This window comes from Micromonospora sp. NPDC003776 (assembly GCF_053605645.1).
The window spans coordinates 1-22172 of sequence record NZ_JBSGJR010000045.1 but is presented as its reverse complement, the minus strand read 5'-3'; the positions used below and the strand labels follow the sequence as shown (position 1 = coordinate 22172).

The following is a 22172-nucleotide window of genomic DNA, read 5'->3' as shown; positions in this document are numbered from 1 at the left end:
GGGTCACCCACCGGTGGCCCGACCCGCGGGCCGGCAACCCTTCGCCCCTTTGTAGAGAGACTCCAGTATGTTCCGCTTTGTTCTGCGGCGACTACAGCCACAGCTTCATCGAGCCACCCCGGTGCGCCTGTACGGCGAGCCGGACGTTCTCCCGCACCGTCAGCGAGCCGAAGACCGAGGACGCCTGGAAGGTACGTCCGAGGCCGAGGCGGGCCCGCTTGTGCGGGGGGAGGTCGGTGACGTCCTCCCCGTCCAGCAGGATCCGCCCTTCGGTGGGCCGGCGCAGGCCGGTGATCAGGTTGAACAGCGAGGTCTTGCCGGCGCCGTTCGGCCCGATCACGCCGAGGAACTCCCCGGGCGCCAGGTCGAGGTAGACGGAGTCGACGATGGCGACCTCACCGATCCGCCAGGTCAGACCGCGGGTGGCGAGCACGGGTCAGCCCTTCATCTGGGTGACCGGCGGCGCGGACTCGTCACCGGTCAGGGTCTTCTGCGCGGTCGCCGTGTACGCGGTGCCGCTGCCGGCCAGCTTGGCCTGGTACATCGGCTGGAGCAGCGCGTGGTCCTCGGCGCGGACGGTCAGCTGACCCTTGATGCTGTCGAACTGCCAGCCCTCCAGCGCCTTGATCATCTTGTCCACGTCGTCGCCGCCCTCCTGCGCGGCGCGGACGACCATCTGCGCGGCGACGAAGCCGTCCGGGTGGAACAGGTCCAGGGTGCCGCCCGGGATCTTGGCCTTGGCGGCCTTGGCGGCGTCGGTGTCGCTGGCCCCGTCGAAGTAGTGCGACAGGAAGGAGATCTTGCTGCCGGCGGCGCCGAAGGTCGGCCAGGTGGCCCGGATGTCCAGGCCGGTGACGACCGTGGTGGAGGAGAGGACGCCCTGCTGGTCGAGGGTCTGCCACATGGCCGGGCCGGTGGTGCCGGCCCAGGCGACGAAGAGCAGGTCCGGCTTGGCGGCCTTGATCTGGCTGGCGAACGGGGTGAACTCGGTGGCGCTGGCGGGGGCCCGGACGCTGCTCACGGTCGCGCCGGCGCCGCCGATGACGTTCTTGACGGCGGCCTCGTTGGCGTCGCCGAAGGCACCGTCCTGGGCGAACACGACGACCTTCTTGCCCTTGGCGTCGCCGATGAAGGACTTGGCCGTCACCACGTCCTGGTAAGACTGCCGACCCGAGCGGAAGGTGTACTTGTTCGCCCCGGTCACCGCGTCGGTGGCGGCCGGACCGGAGATGAACAGGACCTTGTTCTGCGCGGCGATCGGAGCGACCTGGAGGGCCACGCCGGACGAGGTGGAACCGGCGATGATCTTCGTGCCCTTGCCGATCAGGTCCTTGGCCGCGGAGACCGCCTTGGCCGGGTCACCCGCGTCGTCGACCTCGGTCAGCTCGATCTTCCGGTCACCGACCTTGCCGGTGCCCTTGGTGGCGTAGTCGAGGCCGGCCTTGAAGCCCTCGATGTACTGCTTGCCGTAGCTGGCCAGCGGCCCGGACTGGGAATACACCAGACCGACCTTCACCGGCGCGGCGTCGCCGCCGCCGGAGGCGGTGTCCTGCGGGCTGCCACAGGCGGTGGCCGCGAGCGCGGCCGCCATCACCGTGGCGGCGGAAAGGAACACCCGTCGCGTGTGCCGGATCGTCATTGCGACTCCAGGTGGGGACAGGGGGAATGTCAGTTGTCGGCTCACGCTAGAAGTGACGTCACCCACGGGCTATGTGGCCGAAACACACAAGTAATCGACGTAGGGTGGCCGACTGTTACAACCGCCCACCGCCGGTAGGTGGGTCCGCCACCCCCGGTGGCCCTCGGCACCACCCACCGGTGCGCGGCTGTGTCGCACCCCGCCATCGAACCGGGAACGCGCGACGGCCCGGCGGATCGCTCCGCCGGGCCGCCAGGTGGGGTACGGGTCAGCCGTGCAGCCGGGTCCTGCGACGCAGCCGGCTCAGGCCGACCAGGAGACCGCCCGCGGTCAGCAGGCCGCCACCCAGGCCGAGGGTCTGCGCGGAACTGGCGCCGGTGACCGGCAGGTGCTTGCCGTCCCAGCCGTCCTTGCCGTCCTTGCCGTCCTTACGGTGGTCGAACTTGCCGTCCCGGATGCAGATGGTGACGGTGGCCGGGTCGGAGACGATCTGCCGGTCGTCGAACCTGCCTGTCGCCCGGGCGGTGTCGACCACCTTGCCGGCCTTGACGTCCTTCCAGCTCACCACGTAAGGGTGCACGGCGTGGCAGTCGGTGCTGGTGCCCGGGGCCAGGGTGGTGCTGTTGCAGACCACCTCACCTGCGGTCGGGTCGTCGACCGCGACGTTGGTGATCGGCACCGTGCCGGTGTTGGTCACCCGGTAGGTGTAGAAGATCCGGTCGCCCTTCGCCGCGAAGCCGTCGCTCTCGCAGGCGTTCTTGCAGTCCGACTCGACCCGGGCCTTCTTGTCGATCGACAGACCGACCTGGACCGCCTCGGTGGTGACGGTGAATGTGGCCTTGTTGGAGGCCACCGTCTCCGCACCGAACAGCCCGGTCGCCTGCGCGGTGTTCACGATCCTGCCGGCGGCCACGTCGGCCGCCGTCACCGTGTACGTGCCGTGGCAGGTCGTGCTCTCCCCCTGATCGAGCGAGGTGTCGTCGCAGGTGACACCCGTGGCCTTGGCATCGGTGACCTTGATGCTGGTGATCGGGTTGGTCGTGCCGGTGCTCTCGTTCTTCACCGGGTAGGTGTAGGTGTAGGTGACCTTGTCCCCCACCCGCAGACCGCTGGTCGGCGTCCCGGCCTTGGCCAGCGTCAGCTTCGGGCTCACCGGCGGATTGGTCGCGGCGCAGGTGTGCGAGAGATTGAAGAATCGCGCCGTGCCGGAGATCTCCGCCGTCGCGGCGGTCAGGGTCCAGCCGGCCGGGGTCCGGATCCAGGCCTTGCTGGTGCCCATGTCGGTGACGATCGCGCTGTTCGGGTCGGTGGGGATCGTCCGCGTGACGGTGCCGCCCGGCGTGCTGAAGGTCAGCGTGAGCGACTGGAAGGCCCCGGCCACCTGGGTGTCGCCCGGCAGCACGAACACCCAGACGTCCCGGTCGGGGTACTGGCCACCGCCGAGGTTCGGATCGCACTCCTGGGTGAACTCGGCGGCCGTGGTCGGCACGTTCCCCGGGTTGATGTCGATCGTCGTGGCGGCGACGGCCGGCGAGCCACTCACCAGCAGCAACGCGCCGGTCAGCAGCGCGACGGCACCCAGCAGGGCGCCCATCCCGGCTCGCCTGGTCGGCGCAGAGGTCTTTCTCATGTAATCCCCCGTGTCGTTGATCGTTGACGCTTAGTTGAAACGACCATAAAAGGGATAGAAGACGCATTAGGGGAATAATCCCCCTAAGGGCGGACCGCAGGCGCCGTCGCGATCGGCCGGCAGCGGGCAACGCCGCCCACCGTCGGGCAACCGGCCACCCCGGCCGCGGCACCTACGTGGCCGAGCCTCCGGGCAGTAAGGTCGCCGGCGCCTACAAACTTGATGTCGTCAACGACTCACCGGATCGCTACCGGCTTGAGTCGTTGACGACGTCAGCTCGAAAGGCGCAGAGAAGCAGGCTGCCGGGTGCGCCGGCCGGCGCGCGGCCACTCCCGCCGGCCCGATCCGTTCACGCCATCAAGTTCCTAGCGGCTCACCACCACCCCCGTCCGCCGGCCAGCCGCCCGCGCGCGGCACACCGGCCGGCTCGCCACGGCGCGACGTTTCGACTCGGAACGGTGCGTGGGGTGTCCGGACGGACCCGGACACCCCACGTCACCCGAGCGCCGCGCGGGGGCCCCGAGCCGCCCCCGGCCCGGACGCCGTCAGAGGCCCGCGCGGGCCGCCACGGCGGTGTCCGGCTGGTCCGTGAAGCTCAGCCGGTGACCCTGACCCCGTCGATCGTCTTCGTCGCCTTCCGGCCGGCGAACTCCGGGTGGGCGGCCACGTCGGTCGTACCGGAGATCTCGTTCTCGTGCCGGGCGACCAGCACGCCGTCCTTCGTCGAGACCAGGTCCGCTTCGATGAAGTCGGCGCCCTGGCGGATGGCCAGCCGGTAGGACTCCAGGGTGTGCTCCGGCCGGTAGCCGCTGGCGCCCCGGTGGCCGATGACCAGCGGCCGGTGGGCCGCGTGGGACCGCTCGGCACCGGTCTCCGGTCGGCCTGGGCCGCCACGGTCGGCACCACCACGGCCGCTGCGAGCAGCGCGCCGGCCAGGCCGAGGGCGGAAAGGGTACGTCGCAACGCCGTCTCCTGTCGTCGATGGGTACGACCAGCAGACCGGGTCCGGTTGACCGGCAGTTGGTCGGTTCCTGGCCTGCCGGTGAATCTCCGGACGGAAGATGACCTGGTGCGCCGCCTGCTGCGTCATCCCGTCCGGCTGGTGCCGCTCGGGTTCCTGGCGGTGATCCTGCTCGGCACCGCAGTGCTGATGCTCCCCTGGGCCACCAGCCAGCACCGGTACACCCCGTTCGCCACCGCGCTGTTCACGTCGACCTCGGCCGTGTCGGTCACCGGCATGGCGATCAACGACACCCCGAACTACTGGAATCCGTTCGGCCTCGCCATGATCACCGTGCTTACCCAGGTCGGCGGCCTGGGCATCCTGACCGGCGCGGCGCTGGTGATCCTCGCGGTGTCCCGGCAGCTCGGGCTGCGCAACCGCCTGCTGGTGCAGGCCGAGACGGCCGAGTTCGGCATCGGCGACGTCCGCTGGCTGCTGGTCCGGATCGCCGGGACGGTCTTCGTCACCGAGGCGGTGATGACGCTGGTGATCGCCGGCCGGCTCTGGCTGGCCTACGACTATCCCCCGTGGGTGGCGCTCTGGGAGGCCGCCTTCCACGCCATCCAGGCCTTCAACAACGGCGGCTTCACCCTCTACTCGGACGGCCTGGTCGCCTTCTCCCGGGACCCCTGGGTGGCACTCCCCCTGGGCCTCGGCGCGATCATCGGCGGGCTCGGCTTCCCGGCGCTCTTCGAGGCGGTCCGGGAATGGCGGCAGCCGGCCCGCTGGGCGGTCGCCACCAAACTGACCCTCTGGGGCAGCCTGGTGCTGATCGCGCTCGGCTTCGGCTACCTGCTGGTGGCCGAGTGGACCAACCCGCGCACGATCGGCACCTACGACTCCCCGGGCAAGGTGCTGGCCGCGTTCACCCAGATCGCCCTGAGCCGCACGGGTGGCTTCGACGTGATCAGGGTCGACTCGCTCACCCCGGAGAGCTATCCCCTGCTGATCGTGCTGATGTTCATCGGCGGGGGCAGCGCCAGCACCGCCGGCGGCATCAAGGTGTCCACGTTCTTCCTGCTCGGCTTCGCCATCTGGGCGGAGCTGCGGGGCGAGCCGGACACCACCGTCGGGCACCGCCGGGTGGCGTGGTCCAGCCAGCGGCAGGCGCTCACCGTGGCACTGATCAGCGTGGCCCTGGTGGTGGCCGGCACGGTCCTGATCACCATCCTCACCAGCGGCGTCCGGTTCTACGTCGCGCTCTTCGAGGTGACGTCCGCGTTCAGCACCACCGGGCTGACGCTCGGGCTCACCCCGAGGCTGCCCGAGGCCGGCCAGTACCTGTTGACCGCCCTCATGTACATCGGCCGGGTCGGGCCGCTCACCCTCGGGTCCGCGATCGCGTTGAACACCCGGCAACGGTTGTACCGCTACCCGGAGGAGCGCCCCATTGTCGGCTAGGAAGACGGACGAGAACGGCATCGTGGTGATCGGCCTGGGCCGGTTCGGCTCCCAACTGGCCCGGTCACTGGCGCAGCTCGACCACGACGTGCTGGCCATCGACCGCAGCCAGGAACGGGTCCAGCACTGGTCGACGGAGCTGGAACGGGTCGTTCAGGCGGACTCCACCGAGGAGAGCGCGCTGCGCCAGCTCGGCGTGGCCGACTTCCGCCGGGTGGTGGTCGCGATCGGGGCCTCGGTCGAGGCGAGCGTGCTCACCGTGCTGGCGCTGACCGAGCTGGGCATACCGCAGATCTGGGCCCGCGCCACCTCGGAGAAACACGCGAAGATCCTCGACTCGGTGGGCGCGCACCACGTGGTCTTCCCGGAGGCGGAGACCGGCGAGCGGGTCGCGCACCTGATCGTCAGCAGGATGCTGGACTTCATCGAGTTCGACGAGGAGTTCGCCATCGCCAAGGTCCGCGTACCCGGATCGATGGTGGGCCGGCCGCTGCGCGAGCTGGCCCCGGCGGAGCGGTACGGCGTGATGGTGGTCGGCGCGAAGCTGCCCGGCGAGCGGTTCCGCTACGCGAGCCCGGACACCGTGCTGCGCCCGGAGAGTGTGCTCATCGTGGAGGGCAGCATCACCCAGGTACAGCGCTTCGCCTCGCTCGGCTGAGCGTCACTTCTTCTTGCCGCCGTGACCACCCCCCTTCGGTTGCTTCACCTCCCTTTTCCCTTGCCGTCCTCCTTGCCCTTGTGGGGCTTCTCGGGCTTGGGATGGGAACCGGTCTTCGAGGTGCTCTTCGTCGGCGCCTTGGGGGCCGCCGCCTTCGTGGGCGGAACGGTGGTCGGCACCGAGCCGGCCACCCCGGCGACCTGCACACCGCAGGTGCTGTCGCCGAGCTTGAACTCCACCGGCAGCGGGTTCGCCCCGGTGTAGCTGCCGGTCAGCGAGACCTTCTTCGACGCGCCGGGAGCCAGCGCCGCGTCGGTGGCGGGCGGCTGGAGCGACACGGTACGACCCTGCTGGTGGACCGCCGGCTGCGCCTCGGTGACCTTCTGGCGGCCCGGGAAGGTGAAGCTCATCGTCCAGTCCCGCAGCTCCCGCCCCCCGGTGTTGGTGAGGGTCAGGTCGGCGGTGAAGTCCTTGCCGGTGTCCCGGCGCAGCACGTAGTCGACCGCGCACCGGGCCGGCTCCGGCAGGGCCATCCGCGCCTCGGTCGGCTCGACCCCTCCGCTGGCCGAACTCTTCGAGGTCACCCCCCAGATCGCGGCGGTCACCGCGACCAGGCCCACCGCGGCCACCCCGGCCTCCACCTTGCGTCGCCGGGCCGCGGCCTTGCGGGTCCGGGTACGGATGGCGGAGAAGGGCAGCGCGTCGGTCGCCGTGGACCAGGGCAGGATGGTCGTGCCCGCGTTCTCCAGCAGCGCCGGGTCGAACTGCCCGAGCGCCGGGGAGACCGGCACGATCGCCGCGATCCCGGCCGCCTCGGCGAGGGTACGGGCCACCTCCGCCGTCGCCGGCCGGTCCTCGGGCCGCTTGGCCAGGCAGCGCCGGACCAGTTCCTCGACCTCGTCGGGCAGCCCGACGACGGGGGGCATCGGATCCGGGTCGTTGTACATGTGCGCCCGGAGCATCTGGGTGGTGGTGTCGGCCTGCCAGGGCAGCCGACCGGTGAGCATCCGGTACAGCAGCAGGCCGACCGCGTAGACGTCGGTGGCCGGCGAGACCTGGCCGTTGTCCAGCCGCTCCGGCGCCAGGTAGGCGGGCGTGCCGAGCAGGGCGCCGTCCGGGCCCTTCTCGCTCTCCCCCACCAGCGCCGAGATACCGAAGTCGACGACCTTCACCCCGGTCGAGGTGAGCATGATGTTGCCCGGGGTGACGTCCCGGTGCACGACGCCCCGGGCGTGCGCGGTGGCCAGCGCCGAGGCGACCTCCGCACCGATGGTCACCGCCTCCCGCCAGGGCAGCTGCCCGCCGCGGCCGAGCCGGGTGCTCAGCGGGCCACCGTCCACCAGCTCCATGACCACGTACGGCACGGTCAGCCCGACCTGTTCGGACTCGCCGTAGTCGTACACGTTGGTGATGTTGGGGTGGCACAGCCGGGCGGCGGCCTGCGCCTCGATCCGGATCCGGTGCCGGAACGCCTTGTCGCTGGCGAGCCGGGAGGCGAGCACTTTGATCGCCACCTGGCGGCCGAGCACCTCGTCGTAGCCGCGCCAGACCACCGACATGCCACCCGCACCGAGCTGTTCGACCAACCGGTACCGCTCACCCAGCAGCTGCGCGCCGCTCCTGATCGCTGCACCCATGGTCGGTCTTGTTGCCCGGGCAGGGGCCTCGTACACCTGAGGAGTCGGAATCGGTCAAAAATGTCACCCGTTCAGGCGGTCGCGAGGAGCTGGTCCACCGGGGCGTAGTCGTCGGTCAGCACCAGCGAATCCCCGACGAACGCGGCCAGGTCGTCGCCGTGCAGCAGGACGGCCGGCTCGGGCAGCATCGGTAGCGCGGCCTGGATCCGGGCCAGCGGCAGCGGGATGTCCGCGGCGACGATCAGGAAGTTCGCGCTGTTCCGGCCGGCGATCCCGCCGGGCGGGGCGATCAGCGCGACGTGCCGGAACTCGGCCGCGACGGTGGCCAGCTCGGCCCGGATGAAGCGGTCCGGCGGCAGGTCGATGACGTTCTGCACGTAGATCCCGCCGGGCCGGAGCACCCGGCGGACCTCAGCGGCCATCTCCCGGGTGGCCAGGTGCCACGGCACCACCAGGTGCCCGAAGGCGTCCCCGACGATCAGGTCCCGGCTGTCGGTCGGCTCCGCGCCGAGCAGCACCCGCGCGTCCCCGACCCGGGCGCGCAGCTGCGGGCCGGTGCGCACGCCCAGCTCCCGCCGGTCCAGGTCGACCAGGCCGCCGTCGAGCTCGAAGACCAGGTTGTCGCTGCCCGGCCGGGTCGCGGCGACGTAGCGGGGGATGGTGAAGCCCCCGCCGCCCAGGTGCAGCGCGTCCAGCCGCCGGCCCGCTGGCGCCGCCACGTCGGCGACCAGACCGATCCACTGGGTGTACGCGTACTTCAGGTGGGTCGGGTCGGCCAGGTCGACGTACGAGTGCTGGGCGGAGTTGAGGTAGAGGTAGCGGCCCTGGGTCCACTGCGCGTCCACCTCGACCCGGGCGCAGTGGTACGCCGTCTCCACGTCGCACGGGTTCGGCGCGACGGCGGAGAGTCCCGCCCCGGCCAGGCCCAGCACCGCCAGGGCGGCCCTGGCCCGGCCCCGACCCGGCAGCACCGTCCCCGCCCGCCGCCGCAGGTACGCCCCGAGCACCAGCCCGGTCGCCCCGAGCACGGCGGCCAGCCCGAGCACGATCACCGTGCTGGGCAGCGCCGCCACCAGCACGAAGCCGGTGACCAGGGTGGCGGTGATGCCGCCCAGGGTGCCGATGCCGGAGAGCCGCCCCACCACCTGCCCGGTCCGCCGCAGGTCGGCGAGCTGGAGCTTGACCACCAGCGGGGTCACCCCGGCGAGCAGCGCCGCCGGCAGCAGCACCGCCAGCGCGGTCAGCAGGAGCACCGCACCGGCCGCGCCGCCGCGCAACACCTCACCGGCGTACCGGACGACGGGGAGGGTGACCGCGGTGGCGATGCCGGCCAGCACCAGCGCCGGGGCGAGCAGGGTGCGCGGGTCCCGCCGGTCGGCGAGCCACCCGCCCATCCACGCCCCGTACGCGATCGCGCCCAGCGCCATGCCGATGACCGAACTGGTCACCTGGAGGGTCACCCCGACGTACGGGCCGACCAGGCGGAGCGAGACGGTCTCCAGGACCAGCACGGCCCCGCTGGAGAGGAAGACCAGGAACGCGGCGAGCCCGTTCGGCAGGGCCCGGGGCGGGGCCGGCGCGGCCGGCGCCGACTCCGCCAGAACGTCGGGCGATGTGCTGCTCACCGTCGCGATGCTACGCAGCGTTGCCGGGCCGCCGGGTCAGTACATCGAGATATGAACATGGTTTGTGTGGTCGGCGGCGGGGCTACCGCCCCCGCTGTACGACCGCCAGCCGGTGTTCGGCATCCAGATCTGCCGGTACCAGATCACGTACATGATGCCGAGGCGGCTGGCGTTGTTCTTGGCCCAGCTCGCCAGGCTGTCGCCGTACGCCTTGTCCCCGCCGGTGGCGGAGACGTCCTCGAAGCCGCCGCTGGCGGCGGAGAAGTCGCAGGCCCGGCCCTTGGGGTGCTCGCCGTCGCCGCCGCTGCGGTGGCAGGAGACGTAGCGCTTGTAGCCGGCCGCCTGGGCCTGCTGGAGCATGTGCAGGGTACGCGGGGTGATGCAGCCGTCGGCCGGCGTCGGATCGTTCACCGAGCAGGACTCCGCCGGCCACGAGCCGTCCGGGTTGCGCGGCGCCGGCTTCGCCGACGAGGAGCCGCCACTGAACCCGGATCCCGCCCCGGAACTCACCTTGGCCAGCGCGATCTCGGCGTCCCGCTTCTTCTTCGCCAGGATCGCGAGCTGCTTCGTCTGCTCCCGGACCTCGGTGTCGATGGCGAGCTTGGCCTCGGCCGCCTTGGTCTTCGCCTCGGTCAGGTCGTGCAGCCGGCTGCTGTCCCGCTGAGCCATCACGTCCAGCTCGGCGGCCCGCTTGACGAAGTCGTTCGGTCCGGCGCTGGCCAGCAGCACCGACACCGGGGTCAGCCGACCCACCCGGTACGACTGGGCCGCCACCTCGCCCACCTGGGCGGTCAGCTCCACCAGGCGTACCTCGAGCTGTTTGTACTCCACGGTGAGCGCGGCCTGCCGGCGCTTGGAGTTGTCCAGCTTGGCCTTCGCCTCGATGTGACCCCTGGCCGCCGCATCGAGGGCGGCCCGGAGCTGCTTGCTGCCGCCCTCGTTGGGGGCGCTCGGGCTGGGCGCCGCGGCGGCCGCGCCGGCCGGGGCGAGGCCCGCGCCGAGCAGCAGGGCCGTGGCGGTGAGCAGCGCGAGCAACGGCCGGCGGACGCGCCGCCGGGCGAGCCTGGTCCTGGGCACCAAAGCGTCCTTCCGTCGGCCGCCGGCCCCCCGGTCGAACTCGGCGCGGCGGCGGCTCCACCGGCGCCGGACGGCGGCCTGCTGGCGGAGACCGCCGGTCACGATACCGGACCACACGCCGCACGCCAGGCCCCCGACCTGCACCGCCGGCCGACATCGACGCAGCGTGCCGGCATGATCGCGGAGGCGTGACGATCATGGGCGCCGAGATGCGCCGCACGACCGGTCAGGCGTCGAGCAGGGCGGAGCGGACCTCGTCCCAGATCTCGGCGCTGGCCGCCACCAGCAGGCCCCGGCCGTCGTCGGCCGGGTGGTAGTCGGTGCCGTCGAAGCGCCGGGCCACTCCGCCGGCCTCGCGCACGAGCAGGGTGCCGGGGGCGTGGTCCCAGGGCAGGGTGCGCCAGAACAGGACGAACTGCTGGGCACCGGTGAGGATGTCCAGGTACTCCCGGCCGGCGCAGTGCTGGCCGGGGAGCAGCTCGCCGATCCGTGCGCCACCCGCCTCAACGGCACGCCGGGCATCCGGCGGCAGGAACCGGGTCATCGCGGTGCCGCGCAGCGCGCCGGCCACCGGGGTGGGCCCGGCGGTCCGCACGGTCGTGCCGTCCAGCCGGGTGCCCGCACCGGCGCGGCACGCGGCCAGCGTCCCGTCCAGCGGGTCGTACACCCAGGAGGCGGCCGGCAGGCCGTCGGTCAGCAGGGCCACCATCAGCGCGAACGGCCGCCGGCCGGCGGCGAAGTTGGCGGTGCCGTCGACCGGGTCGACCAGCCAGACGTCGCCCGTGCCCCGCAGGTGGCGCAGCAGGTCCGGGTCCTCGGCGACCGCCTCCTCGCCGACCACGACCGAGCCGGGGCGCAGCTCGCGCAGCCGGGCGGAGATGAACTCCTCGGCCCGGCGGTCGGCGACCGTGACCAGCTCGCCGGGCGCCTTCTCGGCGATGTCCGCGTCGTCCAGTCGCCGGAACAGCGGCACCACGATCTCCGCCGCGGCCTCCTGCAGCAGCGCGCCGACGTCGTCCAGCAGCGGGTCAGCCACGCGGCGGCAGCTTGACCACGCTGACGAAGAACTCGTCGATCTGGCGGACCACCGAGATGAAGCGCTCGAAGTCCACCGGCTTGGTCACGTAGGCGTTGGCGTGCAGCTGGTAGCTGCGCAGGATGTCCTCGTCGGCCTGGGAGGTGGTGAGCACCACGACCGGGATCCGGCAGAGCTGCTCGTCCTTCTTGATCTCCTCCAGCACCTCCCGGCCGTCCCGCCGGGGCAGGTTCAGGTCGAGCAGGATCAGGTCGGGGGTCACCGCGTCCGCGTACTCGCCCTCGCGGCGCAGGTAGGCCAGCGCCTCGGCGCCGTCGGAGACGACCGTGAGGCGGTTGCGGAGCTTGTGCTCCTCGAACGCCTCCTGGGTCATCAGCACGTCGCCCGGGTCGTCCTCGACGAGGAGCACCTCGATCGGGCTCTTGCCGTCTGCCGGCGCGGTCATCCCACCGTCTCCCTCATGCCACCCGTAGTACCGTCTCCGGCTGCCCCCTCGGGCGTCTCCTCGCCCGCCGCCGGATCCGGCTGCCGGCCGACCGGCGCTGCCGCAAGGGTGTCATCCCCACCGTCGACGGTCGCCGCCGACTCCCCGGTCGACTCCTCACCGGCCACCGGCTCGGCCTCCGCCGCCGCCCGCGCCGCCTCGACGTCCTCGGGGAGCGCCGGCAGGGTGAACCGGATCGCGGTGCCCTCTTCGGTGCCGGTGTCCACCCAGACCCGGCCGCCGTGGTACTCCACGATCTTCTTGACGATCGCCAGGCCGATGCCGGTGCCCGGGTACGCGTCCTTGGAGTGCAGCCGCTGGAAGATGACGAAGATCTTGTCGGCGAACTCCGGCTCGATCCCGATGCCGTTGTCCTGGCAGGTGATCTCCCACTCGTCGTCGACCAGCCGCGCCGACACGTGCACGCGCGGCGGCACGTCCGGGCGGCGGAACTTGATCGAGTTGCTCACCAGGTTGGCCAGCAGGTTGGTCAGCAGCGGCTCCTCGCCGCGGATGACCGGCAGCTCGTCCCAGGTCAGTTCGGCGTCCGAGTACTGCCGGGCGGCCTCGGTCTGGCCGGCCACGTCGCCCATCACCTTGTTCAGGTCGACCTCGGTGAAGCCCGTGGTGAGCCGGCCGATCCGGGAGAAGGCCAGCAGGTCGTTGATCAGCCGCTGCATCCGCTGGGCGCCGTCCACGGCGAACGCGATGTACTGGTCGGCGCGCTCGTCGAGCTGGCCCGCGTACCGCCGCTGCAGGAGCTGGCAGAAGCTGGCCACCTTGCGCAGCGGCTCCTGCAGGTCGTGCGAGGCGACGTACGCGAACTGCTCCAGGTCACGGTTGGATCGGGTGAGCTCCTCGGCCTGCTTCTGGAGCTGGCTGTTGACCCACTCGATCCGCTCCCGGGCCTCGCGTACCTCGTCCAGCTCGCGGGCGATCTTCTGCCGCATCAGGTCGATGTCGTCGGCGAGCCGGCGGAACTCCGGCGGGCCGTCGCCCTCGATGTGGTGCCGGTAGTCCCCGGCGGCGACCTCCCGCACCTGGGCGACCAGGCCGGCCAGCGGCCGGATCAGGATCCGGTCCAGCGAGACCAGGCTGACCACGCCGGCCACCGCCACCACCAGGGCCGCGATGATCAGCAGCGCGACCAGCACGTTGCTGGTGGAGTTCACCTCCGCGGCGGTCTGCGCCCGGACGACGAGGATCGCCTCCTGGAGGCGGTCGACCGCGCCCCGGATGCCGTCGAACTGCTGCCGGGTCTGGTCGGTGATGAGGGCCTGGCCGGCGGTGGGGCCGCTGCGCTCGGTCGCGGTGATCACCGGCTGGGCGACGTTGGTCCGCCACTCCTCCGCGCGCCGCTCGACGGCCGCCAGCTCACGCAGCACGTCCGGGTAGTCGGCGGCCAGCTTCCGCATCTCGGCGGCGGTGTCGTGCTCCCGCTTCAGACCGTCCCCGTACGGGGCCAGGTCCTTGCGGTCGGCGTTCACCGCGTACCCGCGCACGGCGGTCTCCTGGTCGAGCAGGGCGCTCATCAGCTGCTGCGCCTGCACCCGCAGCGGGCCGGTCCGGAGCAGCACCGCGTCGATGTTCTGCCGGTTCTTGGCCGCGAGGACCGCCTCCGCCGCGGCCAGCCCGAGCAGCAGGACCAGCACCACGCCGAGCAGCGCGACCACCCGGCGGCGCAGGGTCCAGCCGCGCTGGTACGCCTTCACCGGCCACCACCCCGGGTGACCAGCAGCATGGCGACGTCGTCGGCGAGCGGGCCGCCGTTGAGCTGCTCGGCCCGGCCGACCAGCCAGGCGGGCAGCTCGGCCAGGGACACCGACCGGTTGGCCGGGTCGGCGAGCAGGCCGGTGAGGCCGGTGACGTCCAACCGGTCGTCACCGCTGCCCACCCGGCCCTCGATGAGGCCGTCGGTGTACATCAGCAGGGACCAGTCATCAGCGTCGAACTCCAGGTCGAAGGCGAGCGGCCGGCGGGGTCGTACGCCGAGCAGCAGACCGCCCCTGGCCGGCACCGGGGCGACCTTGCCGGCGCGGAGCAGCAGCGGCGGTGGATGACCGGCCAGCCGTACGGTCGCGCGGTTGGCCGCCAGGTCGAGCCGGGCGGTGGCGACGGTGGCGAAGATCTCCTGAAGCCGCCGCTCGCTCATCAGCACCTGCTCCAGGGCGGGCAGCACCTCGTCGTCCGGCACGCCGGCCAGGATCAGCGCCCGCCAGGCCACCCGGAGTTCGACACCGAGCGCCGCCTCGTCCACGCCGTGCCCGCAGACGTCCCCGACGATCAGGTCGATCCGGTCCGGCCGGGTCTGCACCACGTCGTAGAAGTCGCCGCCGATCAGCGCGGCGTGCCGGCCGGGGCGGTAGAAGGTGTGCACCGCCACCTGGTCGGTGGTCATCAGCGGCTGCGGCAGCAGGCCCCGCTCCAGGCGGGCGGACTCGGCCTGGCGCAGCTCCACCTCGCGCAACCGGCGGGCGTTCTCGTCGGCCCGCTTGCGTTCCACCGCGTAGCGCAGGGCGCGGGCCAGCAGCACGCCGTCGACCTGCCCCTTGACCAGGTAGTCCTGGGCGCCCTCGGCGACCGCGACGATGCCCAGGTGCTCGTCGGAGCGGCCGGTGAGCACGCAGACCGCGGCGCCGCTGGACATCTCCAGCACCTGGCGCAGCCCGTCGAGGCCCTGCGCGTCGGGCAGGCCGAGGTCGAGCAGGACGCAGTCGACGCCCATCACCCGCTGCCGGGCCTCGCTGAGGCTGGTGGCGACCAGCAGGTCGATCATGGAGTTGGTCTCGGCGAGCAGCTCGCCGACCAGGAAGGCATCGCCCTCGTCGTCCTCGACCAGCAGGACCCGGAGCCGCTCACCGGGCGGCAGGTTGGCGTGGAGCCCCGCACCGGCCTGTGGCACGACGGAGGAACCGGGCAGACCGGTCCCCCGGTGCGGCCGGGTCACCGCCGCGAGACGCGGGAGTTCGCTGGTGATGTCGGGCTCCTTCCGAGTGCCCTGCTGATCCTGTATCAGACAACGGTCGCACACAACACGAGCGCCGTCGGCACGGGCGGCACGAGCCCGCCCTCCTGGAAGAGCTATCGGGCGGACGACCGATGTTACGCCGCGACCAGGGGGCCGGCACGGAGCGCACCGGCCGGGCGGGGAGTGCCGCCGCGGGCCCCCGGGGGTGCAGGATGATGCCACCCCCGAACCACCCCGAGGAGTTCCCTGTGGGCGTACCCCCCACCCGCCCCGCCGACCGGGCGCTGGCCCGGCCGCGCCGCCGGCCGCTCGCCGCGGTCGTCGCGCTCGCCGCGCTGCTCGCCGTCGGTGCGGGCGTCCTGGTCGACCTGGCCACCCCGGCGCCGCGCCCGGCGGACGCGCCGGCGACCGACTTCAGCGCCCAGCGGGCGTACCGGAACGTCACGGCCATCGCGGCCCGGCCGCACGTGGCCGGCAGCGCCGCCAACGACCAGGTACGGGACCACCTCGTCAGCGTGCTGCGCGGGCTCGGCCTGGAGACCGAGGTGCAGGACACGGTGGCCCCGGAGGCCGGCCAGCTGAGCGGGGCGGCCGGCGGGGCGACGCTGGCCCGGGTGCGCAACGTGGTGGCCCGGCTCCCCGGCACCGACTCGACCGGGCGGGTCTTCCTGGTGGCCCACTACGACTCGGTGCAGTCCGGTCCGGGTGGCAACGACGACGCCGCCGGCACGGCCAGCATCCTGGAGGTGGCCCGGGCGCTGACCGCCGGACCGCGCCCCCGCAACGACATCGTCCTCGTGCTCACCGACGCCGAGGAGGCCTGCCTCTGCGGCGCCTCCGGGTTCGCCGCCGACCACCCGCTGGCCCGGGACGGCGGGGTGGTGCTCAACCTGGAGGCGCGCGGCTCCACCGGCCCGGTGATCATGTTCGAGACGTCTCGGAACAACGCGAAGCTGGTGGACGTCTTCGGCCGCGCCGCCCCGCACCCGGTGGGCACCTCGTTCGCGGTGGAGATCTACCGGGCGCTGCCCAACGACACCGACTTCACCGCGTTCCTCGACCACGGCTTCGTGGGCCTGAACTCGGCGTACATCGACGGTGGCGCGGTCTACCACACCCCGCTGGACACCCCCGCCGCGATGGACCGGGGCAGCCTCCAGATGCACGGCGACAACGCGCTCGGGCTGGCCCGCGAGTTCGGCCGGACCGACCTGCGCGACCTGCGCTCCGGCCACGACGCCACCTACTTCCCGGTGCCGGGCGGGCTGGTCCGCTACCCCGGCTGGCTCACCCTGCCGCTGGCCCTGCTCGCGCTCGTCGCCGTCGGGGCGCTCGGCTGGCTGCTGCGCCGGCGCGGCCGGGCCACCGCCGGGCAGCTCGCCGCGGGTACCGGCCTGGCCCTGGCGCCGATCGTGGTCGCCCCGCTGGGCGCCTGGCTGCTCTGGACCGCGATCACCGCGATCCGCCCGGGGTACGCGGAGCTGCTCGACCCGTACCGGCCGGTCTGGTACCGGCCCAGGCAGTTCACGATCACGGCCAGGGCCCTGTGGTGTCGTCTCGATGCAGGCATACGAACGAACCTCCGGACCCGAAGCTATGGGCCCCGCCCCGCCGGGCGGGTACGAAGTCGACATTCCCGCCCCGGCCGGCGCCCGCCGGCGTACCCTTCGCGCCTCCCGAGGCGTCCCCGCCGCGGTGGCGATCGGGCGGCGGCCCGCGTCGGGCGTGGCCCGGCCGGCGCGCGGGGATAGATTGGCCGGGTGCGTATCGCTCGTTTCGCTCATGCCAAGGGAATGTCGTTCGGGGTCGTCGAGGGCGAGCCGGAGGCCGGGCCGCAGGGCCTGACCATCGCCGAGATCGAGGGGCACCCGTTCGGCCAGATCCAGTTCTCCGGTGCCCGCTGGGCGCTCTCCGACGTCCGGCTGCTCTCGCCGATCCTGCCCAGCAAGGTGGTCTGCGTCGGGCGCAACTATGCCGAGCACGCCGCCGAGCACGGCAGCGAGGTGCCCAAGGAGCCGCTGCTCTTCCTCAAGCCCTCCACCTCGGTGATCGGTCCGCGGGACGCGATCCGGCTGCCCGCCTTCTCCCGGCAGGTCGAGCACGAGGCGGAGCTGGCCGTGGTGATCGGCGCCCCCGGCGCGCGCCGGGCCGACCGGGCCGCCGCCGAGCGGGCCATCTTCGGCTACACCTGCGCCAACGACGTCACCGCGCGGGACCTCCAGCGCTCCGACGGGCAGTGGACCCGGGCCAAGGGCTTCGACTCGTTCTGCCCGATCGGGCCGTGGATCACCACCGGGCTGGACGTCTCCGACCTGGAGATCCGCTGTGAGGTGGGTCGCAACCCGGAGGAGATGGAGGTACGCCAGCTCGGCCGGACCAAGGACATGGTCTTCGACGTGCCGGCCCTGGTGTCGTACATCTCCCACGTGATGACGTTGCTCCCCGGCGATGTGGTGCTGACCGGCACCCCGGCGGGGGTTAGTCCGCTCACCGACGGGGATACGGTCACCGTGCGGATCCAGGGGATCGGCGAACTCACCAACCCGGTGGTGCCGGTCGCCTGACGCGTCCGACGCCTCGTTTCCGCAGGTCACGTGCGGTTCGGGGGGTTGGATTTGGCCTGCCGGCACCGGGAGGGTAAAGTTCATTCCCGGCGCCGCAAGGGGCCAATGGGGTATGGGGTAATTGGCAGCCCGACTGATTCTGGTTCAGTTAGTCTAGGTTCGAGTCCTGGTACCCCAGCGCAACCGCGGATTCGCGAGAATCCCGGACGCTGGATTCTGGCGGAGTTCCGCTCCGCTCCTCCTGCGAGGAGCGGCAGATGATCTCTGATAGAGTGCAGCTTCCTCGCCCGTCGGGTGGGGAAGCACAAAGTTCTGGCCCCGTCGTCTAGCGGCCCAGGACGCCGCCCTCTCAAGGCGGTAGCGCCGGTTCGAATCCGGTCGGGGCTACAGCGCTGACAGCCCGTCCCACCTGGTGGGGCGGGCTGTTTCGTATCTGCGGACGGCCCGGCGCGCGGGCGTCCGAGGCCGCCCCGGCCCGTCCTCCCAGGCAGGATTGCGGGCGGCCGTGAGTGCCACCCCCGCTGGTCGGGCCAAAGGGCGGTGCCGATAGACTACTGCCGCACCGCTCGTCAGGGCGGTGAAGCAGGAAAAGTGCCTGGCCCCGTCGTCTAGCGGCCCAGGACGCCGCCCTCTCAAGGCGGTAGCGCCGGTTCGAATCCGGTCGGGGCTACCAACACCGAACGGCCCGTCTCGCCCCGCGAGACGGGCCGTTTCCTCGTCTCTCCCCGGCACCCGCCCAGCACGCCCCTCCCACCGGTCTCGCAGGCGATCAAGGGGTTCGCGTCTCGGAAGGCGGGATCCGTGACGCAAACCCCTTGATCGACGTGCCGGGATGCGGGGTGGCTGCGGAGGGCCGGGGGGTCAGAGGCCGGAGAGGCGTTGGCCGGCGCGGACGACGGCCATCGCGTGGCGTTCGCCGGGGCGGCGGCCGAGGCGCTCGATCGGGCCGGAGATGCTGATCGCGGCGATGACCCGGCCGGTGCGGTCGCGGATCGGCGCGGAGACGCTGGCCACACCGGCCTCCCGCTCGGCGACGCTCTGCGCCCAGCCGCGCCGGCGTACCTCGGCCAGGGTGCGGCCGGTGAACTTCGAGCGGGGCAGCAGCGGCATGACCGCCTCCGGGGGCTCCCAGGCCAGCAGGATCTGCGCCGCGGAACCGGCCGTCATCGGCAGCACCGAGCCGACCGGCACGGTGTCCCGCAGGCCGCTGGCCCGCTCGGCGGCGGCCACGCAGATGCGCTCGTCGGCCCGGCGCAGGTAGAGCTGGGCGCTCTCCCCGGTGGCGTCGCGGAGCGCGGCGAGCAGCGGCTCGGCCGCGGTCAGCAGCACGTCCGGCGCGGCGTTGGCCAGCTCCCCGAGTCGAGGACCCGGGCGCCAGCGCCCCTGGGTGTCCCGGACCAGCATCCGGTGGATCTCCAGCGCCTGTGCCAGCCGGTGCGCGGTGGCCCGGGGCAGCTTGGTGCGTTCAACGAGTTCGGCCAGGCTGGCGCCGTCGACACAGGCGGCCAGGATGACCACCGCCTTGTCGAGAACGCCGACACCGCTCATACTGTGTCCCACAAGCCGAAATTTACCTCCCAGAATTTAGGATGTCCAGATGGTGGGAGTCACTCAACCGAGGACCCTGGCCGAGAAGGTCTGGGACGCACACGTGGTCCGCTCCGCCGAGGGGGAGCCGGATCTGCTCTTCATCGACCTGCACCTGCTCCACGAGGTCACCAGCCCGCAGGCGTTCGACGGACTGCGCCTCGCCGGCCGGCGGGTGCGGCGGACCGACCTGACGATCGCGACCGAGGACCACAACACCCCGACCGGGTACGACGACCCGGCGTTCCGGTCCCGGCGCGGCGACCTGCTGACCATCGCGGACCCCACCTCCCGCACCCAGATCGAGACGTTGCGCCGCAACTGCGCCGAGTTCGGCGTACGGCTGCACCCGCTGGGCGACGAGAACCAGGGCATCGTGCACGTGATCGGCCCGCAGCTGGGCCTCACCCAGCCGGGCATGACCATCGTCTGCGGCGACTCGCACACCGCCACCCACGGCGCGTTCGGCGCGCTCGCCTTCGGCATCGGCACCAGTGAGGTGGAGCACGTGCTGGCCACCCAGACGCTGCCGCAGGCCCGCCCGAAGACCATGGCGGTGAACGTCGTCGGCGAGCTGGCTCCGGGCGTCACCGCCAAGGACCTGGTCCTCGCCCTGATCGCCCAGGTGGGCACCGGCGGCGGGCGCGGCCACATCGTGGAGTACCGGGGCGAGGCGATCCGGGACCTCTCCATGGAGGGCCGGATGACCATCGCCAACATGTCCATCGAGTGGGGCGCCAAGGCCGGCATGATCGCGCCGGACGAGACCACCTTCGCGTACCTGAAGGGGCGGCCGAACGCGCCGCAGGGGGCCGACTGGGACGCGGCGGTCGAGTACTGGCGGACCCTGCCCACCGACGCGGGCGCCACCTTCGACACCGAGGTGACGCTGGACGCCAGCCGGATCACCCCGTTCGTCACCTGGGGCACCAACCCCGGGCAGGGCGTGCCGCTGGGCGCGACCGTGCCGGACCCGGAGGAGTTCGTCACCGAGCCGGAGCGGGTCGCCGCCCGGCGGGCGCTGGAGTACATGGACCTCACCCCCGGCACGCCGCTGCGCGAGCTGGCCGTGGACGTGGTCTTCGTCGGGTCCTGCACCAACGGTCGGCTGGAGGACCTGCGGGCCGCCGCCGACGTGCTGCGCGGGCACCAGGTCGCCGACGGCGTACGCATGCTGGTGGTTCCCGGCTCGGCCGCGGTCCGGGAGGCCGCCGAGGCGGAGGGGCTGGACAAGGTCTTCACCGATGCCGGCGCCGAGTGGCGGTTCGCCGGCTGTTCCATGTGTCTCGGGATGAACCCCGACACGCTGCGGCCGGGCCAGCGTTCGGCCTCGACCTCCAACCGCAACTTCGAGGGCCGCCAGGGCCGGGGTGGCCGTACCCACCTGGTGTCCCCGCCGGTCGCCGCCGCCACCGCCGTGGTCGGCCGGCTGGCCGCCCCCGCCGACCTGTAGAAGGGCAGCCGAGAGATGGACAAGTTCACCACCCACACCGGCACCGCCGTGCCGCTGCGCCGGTCCAACGTGGACACCGATCAGATCATCCCCGCCTTGTACCTCAAGCGGGTGACCCGGACCGGTTTCGCCGACGGGCTCTTCAACGCGTGGCGGGAGGACCCGTCATTCGTTCTGAACGATCCCGCTCATTCGGGTGCGTCGATTCTCATCGCCGGGCCCGAGTTCGGTACCGGCTCCTCCCGGGAGCACGCGGTCTGGGCCCTGCGGGACTGGGGCTTCCGCGCCGTGATCTCTCCGCGCTTCGGTGACATCTTCCGGGGCAACGCCCTCAAGGAAGGGCTCCTTCCGGTTGAGCTGGAATTGAAAGCCGTGGAGGAACTCTGGGATCTCGTGCAATCCGACCCGACCACCCCGATCACCGTCGACCTCACTGCTCGCCAGGTCCACGCGCGGGATGCCACCTGGGCGTTCCCGCTCGACGACCACAGCCGTTGGCGGTTGATGGAGGGGTTGGATGACATTGGACTCACCCTCCGGCACGAGGCTGAGATCAGTGCCTACGAGGCGTCCCGGCCGTCGTTCCTGCCCTCGGTCGCCTAACCGTAGATAGCTTTTCGCCCCCACCGGCCCGGCCGGTGGGGGCGAATCCGTTACGACACAAGGGCTTTTTTCCACCGAATGTTTGTGTCCAGGCAGCACAGGGCATACCGTGCGCGCAGAATGGCTCGCGTCGAGTCAGTTGCACAATCGGGAGGAAGTCGTGAACAAGGCCGAGCTCATCGAGGCGCTCGCCGTTCGCCTGGGGGACCGGAAGACGGCGACGGCCGCGCTCGACGCGGTCCTCGCTGAGGTCCAGGCGGCGGTCACCAAGGGCGAGAAGGTGGCAATCACCGGATTCGGAGCATTCGAAAAGCGCGTCCGAGGCGCCCGAACAGCGCGTAACCCGCGGACCGGCGAGGCGGTGAAGGTCAAGAAGACCTCCGTCCCGACGTTCCGCCCGGGCGCCGGTTTCAAGGAGATGGTCGCCGGCGGCAAGGTGCCCAAGGCCACCGCCGCCGCCAAGAAGACCGCCGCGGCCGCCGCGGCCAAGACCACCGGGGCCAAGGCGACGGCCGCCAAGAAGACCGCCACGGCCGCCGCCGCCAAGAAGACCACGGCGGCGAAGGCCACCAAGACCACCGCCGCGACCAAGAAGGCCGCGCCGGCGAAGAAGGCCGCCCCGACCAAGACCGCCGCGGCGAAGAAGACCACGGCGGCCAAGAAGACGACGGCGGCCAAGACGACGGCGGCCAAGAAGACCACCGCCGCCAAGAAAACGACGGCCGCCAAGAAGGCGCCCGCCAAGAAGGCTCCGGCCAAGAAGGCCGCCACCCGGCGCTGACCGGACCCACGGCCTGGAAAGGGCGC

17 protein-coding genes, 3 tRNA genes and 2 pseudogenes are annotated in these 22172 nt (G+C 72.1%); 10 read left to right on the top strand and 12 right to left on the bottom strand.

Translation table 11 applies throughout. From position 1 onward, the window contains the following. Positions 1-97 precede the first annotated feature (97 nt). The 4 genes and pseudogenes from ACWEVO_RS06800 to ACWEVO_RS06785 form a co-directional block, all read right to left on the bottom strand. Positions 98-433, bottom strand: a pseudogene (locus ACWEVO_RS06800) (ATP-binding cassette domain-containing protein); the annotation flags it as partial. 3 nt (positions 434-436) lie between these two features. Continuing rightward, the gene (locus tag ACWEVO_RS06795; protein WP_452306605.1) at positions 437-1639 is read right to left on the bottom strand and encodes a substrate-binding domain-containing protein; all 1203 of its coding nucleotides are present in this window, start codon (positions 1637-1639) and stop codon (positions 437-439) included. Positions 1640-1907: 268 nt separating this feature from the next. Next, a complete protein-coding gene (locus ACWEVO_RS06790) occupies positions 1908-3269 on the bottom strand; it encodes a DUF7507 domain-containing protein (RefSeq protein WP_452306604.1) in 1362 nt (453 codons plus the stop codon). Between the two features lie 598 nt (positions 3270-3867). Beyond that, positions 3868-4232: pseudogene (locus ACWEVO_RS06785) on the bottom strand (glycerophosphodiester phosphodiesterase family protein); the annotation flags it as partial. A 106-nt stretch (positions 4233-4338) separates the two neighbouring features. On the opposite strand from ACWEVO_RS06785, the gene ACWEVO_RS06780 reads away from it, so the two are divergent. Both ACWEVO_RS06780 and ACWEVO_RS06775 read left to right on the top strand, forming a co-directional pair. Further along, positions 4339-5673, top strand: coding sequence for a TrkH family potassium uptake protein (locus ACWEVO_RS06780; RefSeq protein ID WP_452306603.1), 1335 nt, complete (start codon positions 4339-4341; stop codon positions 5671-5673). Beyond that, positions 5663-6331: a potassium channel family protein gene (locus ACWEVO_RS06775; RefSeq protein WP_452306602.1), complete on the top strand. Its 669-nt coding sequence runs from the start codon at positions 5663-5665 to the stop codon at positions 6329-6331. The genes ACWEVO_RS06780 and ACWEVO_RS06775 overlap by 11 nt, the downstream gene beginning before the upstream one ends. A 44-nt stretch (positions 6332-6375) precedes the next feature. Here the strand turns inward: ACWEVO_RS06775 and ACWEVO_RS06770 are convergent, their stop codons facing one another. The 7 genes from ACWEVO_RS06770 to ACWEVO_RS06740 form a co-directional block, all read right to left on the bottom strand. Then, entirely contained in the window at positions 6376-7968 is a 1593-nt protein-coding gene (locus ACWEVO_RS06770) for a serine/threonine-protein kinase (protein WP_452306601.1), read from the bottom strand. 71 nt (positions 7969-8039) lie between these two features. Next, positions 8040-9593, bottom strand: coding sequence for a fused MFS/spermidine synthase (locus ACWEVO_RS06765; RefSeq protein ID WP_452306600.1), 1554 nt, complete (start codon positions 9591-9593; stop codon positions 8040-8042). 36 nt (positions 9594-9629) lie between these two features. Next, complete coding sequence (locus ACWEVO_RS06760; protein WP_452306599.1) at positions 9630-10670, bottom strand: coiled-coil domain-containing protein; 1041 nt, start codon at positions 10668-10670, stop codon at positions 9630-9632. A 226-nt stretch (positions 10671-10896) separates the two neighbouring features. Continuing rightward, positions 10897-11706 (bottom strand): inositol monophosphatase family protein, encoded by an 810-nt coding sequence (locus tag ACWEVO_RS06755; protein WP_452306598.1) that lies wholly within the window; start codon positions 11704-11706, stop codon positions 10897-10899. Then, positions 11699-12151, bottom strand: a complete 453-nt coding sequence (locus tag ACWEVO_RS06750) for a response regulator (protein WP_452306597.1) — start codon at positions 12149-12151, stop codon at positions 11699-11701. The genes ACWEVO_RS06755 and ACWEVO_RS06750 overlap by 8 nt, the downstream gene beginning before the upstream one ends. Further along, positions 12148-13902 carry a sensor histidine kinase gene (locus ACWEVO_RS06745; protein WP_452306596.1) on the bottom strand — a complete coding sequence of 585 codons (1755 nt, stop codon included), beginning with the start codon at positions 13900-13902 and terminating at the stop codon, positions 12148-12150. Before ACWEVO_RS06745 ends, ACWEVO_RS06750 begins: the two co-directional genes overlap by 4 nt. After that, positions 13899-15092: a PP2C family protein-serine/threonine phosphatase gene (locus ACWEVO_RS06740; protein ID WP_452306595.1), complete on the bottom strand. Its 1194-nt coding sequence runs from the start codon at positions 15090-15092 to the stop codon at positions 13899-13901. Before ACWEVO_RS06740 ends, ACWEVO_RS06745 begins: the two co-directional genes overlap by 4 nt. A gap of 314 nt (positions 15093-15406) precedes the next feature. Between ACWEVO_RS06740 and ACWEVO_RS06735 the strand changes: the two genes are divergently transcribed. From ACWEVO_RS06735 to ACWEVO_RS06715, 5 genes are all read left to right on the top strand, one after another. After that, entirely contained in the window at positions 15407-16909 is a 1503-nt protein-coding gene (locus ACWEVO_RS06735) for a M28 family peptidase (RefSeq protein WP_452306594.1), read from the top strand. A 9-nt stretch (positions 16910-16918) separates the two neighbouring features. Then, positions 16919-17722 (top strand): fumarylacetoacetate hydrolase family protein, encoded by an 804-nt coding sequence (locus tag ACWEVO_RS06730; RefSeq protein WP_452306593.1) that lies wholly within the window; start codon positions 16919-16921, stop codon positions 17720-17722. A 106-nt stretch (positions 17723-17828) separates the two neighbouring features. Then, positions 17829-17900, top strand: a tRNA-Gln gene (locus ACWEVO_RS06725). A 136-nt stretch (positions 17901-18036) separates the two neighbouring features. Beyond that, positions 18037-18109, top strand: a tRNA-Glu gene (locus tag ACWEVO_RS06720). A gap of 210 nt (positions 18110-18319) precedes the next feature. Then, positions 18320-18395: transfer RNA gene (locus ACWEVO_RS06715), tRNA-Glu, on the top strand. A 188-nt stretch (positions 18396-18583) separates the two neighbouring features. Here the strand turns inward: ACWEVO_RS06715 and ACWEVO_RS06710 are convergent. Further along, positions 18584-19270, bottom strand: a complete 687-nt coding sequence (locus tag ACWEVO_RS06710; RefSeq protein ID WP_013284529.1) for an IclR family transcriptional regulator — start codon at positions 19268-19270, stop codon at positions 18584-18586. 49 nt (positions 19271-19319) lie between these two features. Here ACWEVO_RS06710 and leuC point away from each other — a divergent pair, with 49 nt between their 5' ends. The 3 genes from leuC to ACWEVO_RS06695 all read left to right on the top strand — a co-directional run bounded on the left by leuC (position 19320) and on the right by ACWEVO_RS06695 (position 22146). Beyond that, positions 19320-20762, top strand: coding sequence for a 3-isopropylmalate dehydratase large subunit (gene leuC / locus ACWEVO_RS06705; protein WP_452306592.1), 1443 nt, complete (start codon positions 19320-19322; stop codon positions 20760-20762). A 15-nt stretch (positions 20763-20777) separates the two neighbouring features. Then, positions 20778-21365, top strand: a complete 588-nt coding sequence (leuD, locus tag ACWEVO_RS06700) for a 3-isopropylmalate dehydratase small subunit (RefSeq protein ID WP_452306591.1) — start codon at positions 20778-20780, stop codon at positions 21363-21365. Between the two features lie 160 nt (positions 21366-21525). Continuing rightward, positions 21526-22146, top strand: coding sequence for an HU family DNA-binding protein (locus tag ACWEVO_RS06695; RefSeq protein ID WP_452306590.1), 621 nt, complete (start codon positions 21526-21528; stop codon positions 22144-22146). Positions 22147-22172 lie beyond the last annotated feature (26 nt).

Coding starts and splice junctions, on each gene's coding strand:
- ACWEVO_RS06795 (WP_452306605.1), bottom strand. CDS start 1,639: ATGACGATCCGGCACACGCGACGGGTGTTCCTTTCCGCCGCCACGGTG.
- ACWEVO_RS06790 (WP_452306604.1), bottom strand. CDS start 3,269: ATGAGAAAGACCTCTGCGCCGACCAGGCGAGCCGGGATGGGCGCCCTG.
- ACWEVO_RS06770 (WP_452306601.1), bottom strand. CDS start 7,968: ATGGGTGCAGCGATCAGGAGCGGCGCGCAGCTGCTGGGTGAGCGGTAC.
- ACWEVO_RS06750 (WP_452306597.1), bottom strand. CDS start 12,151: ATGACCGCGCCGGCAGACGGCAAGAGCCCGATCGAGGTGCTCCTCGTC.
- ACWEVO_RS06710 (WP_013284529.1), bottom strand. CDS start 19,270: ATGAGCGGTGTCGGCGTTCTCGACAAGGCGGTGGTCATCCTGGCCGCC.
- leuC (WP_452306592.1), top strand. CDS start 19,320: ATGGTGGGAGTCACTCAACCGAGGACCCTGGCCGAGAAGGTCTGGGAC.
- leuD (WP_452306591.1), top strand. CDS start 20,778: ATGGACAAGTTCACCACCCACACCGGCACCGCCGTGCCGCTGCGCCGG.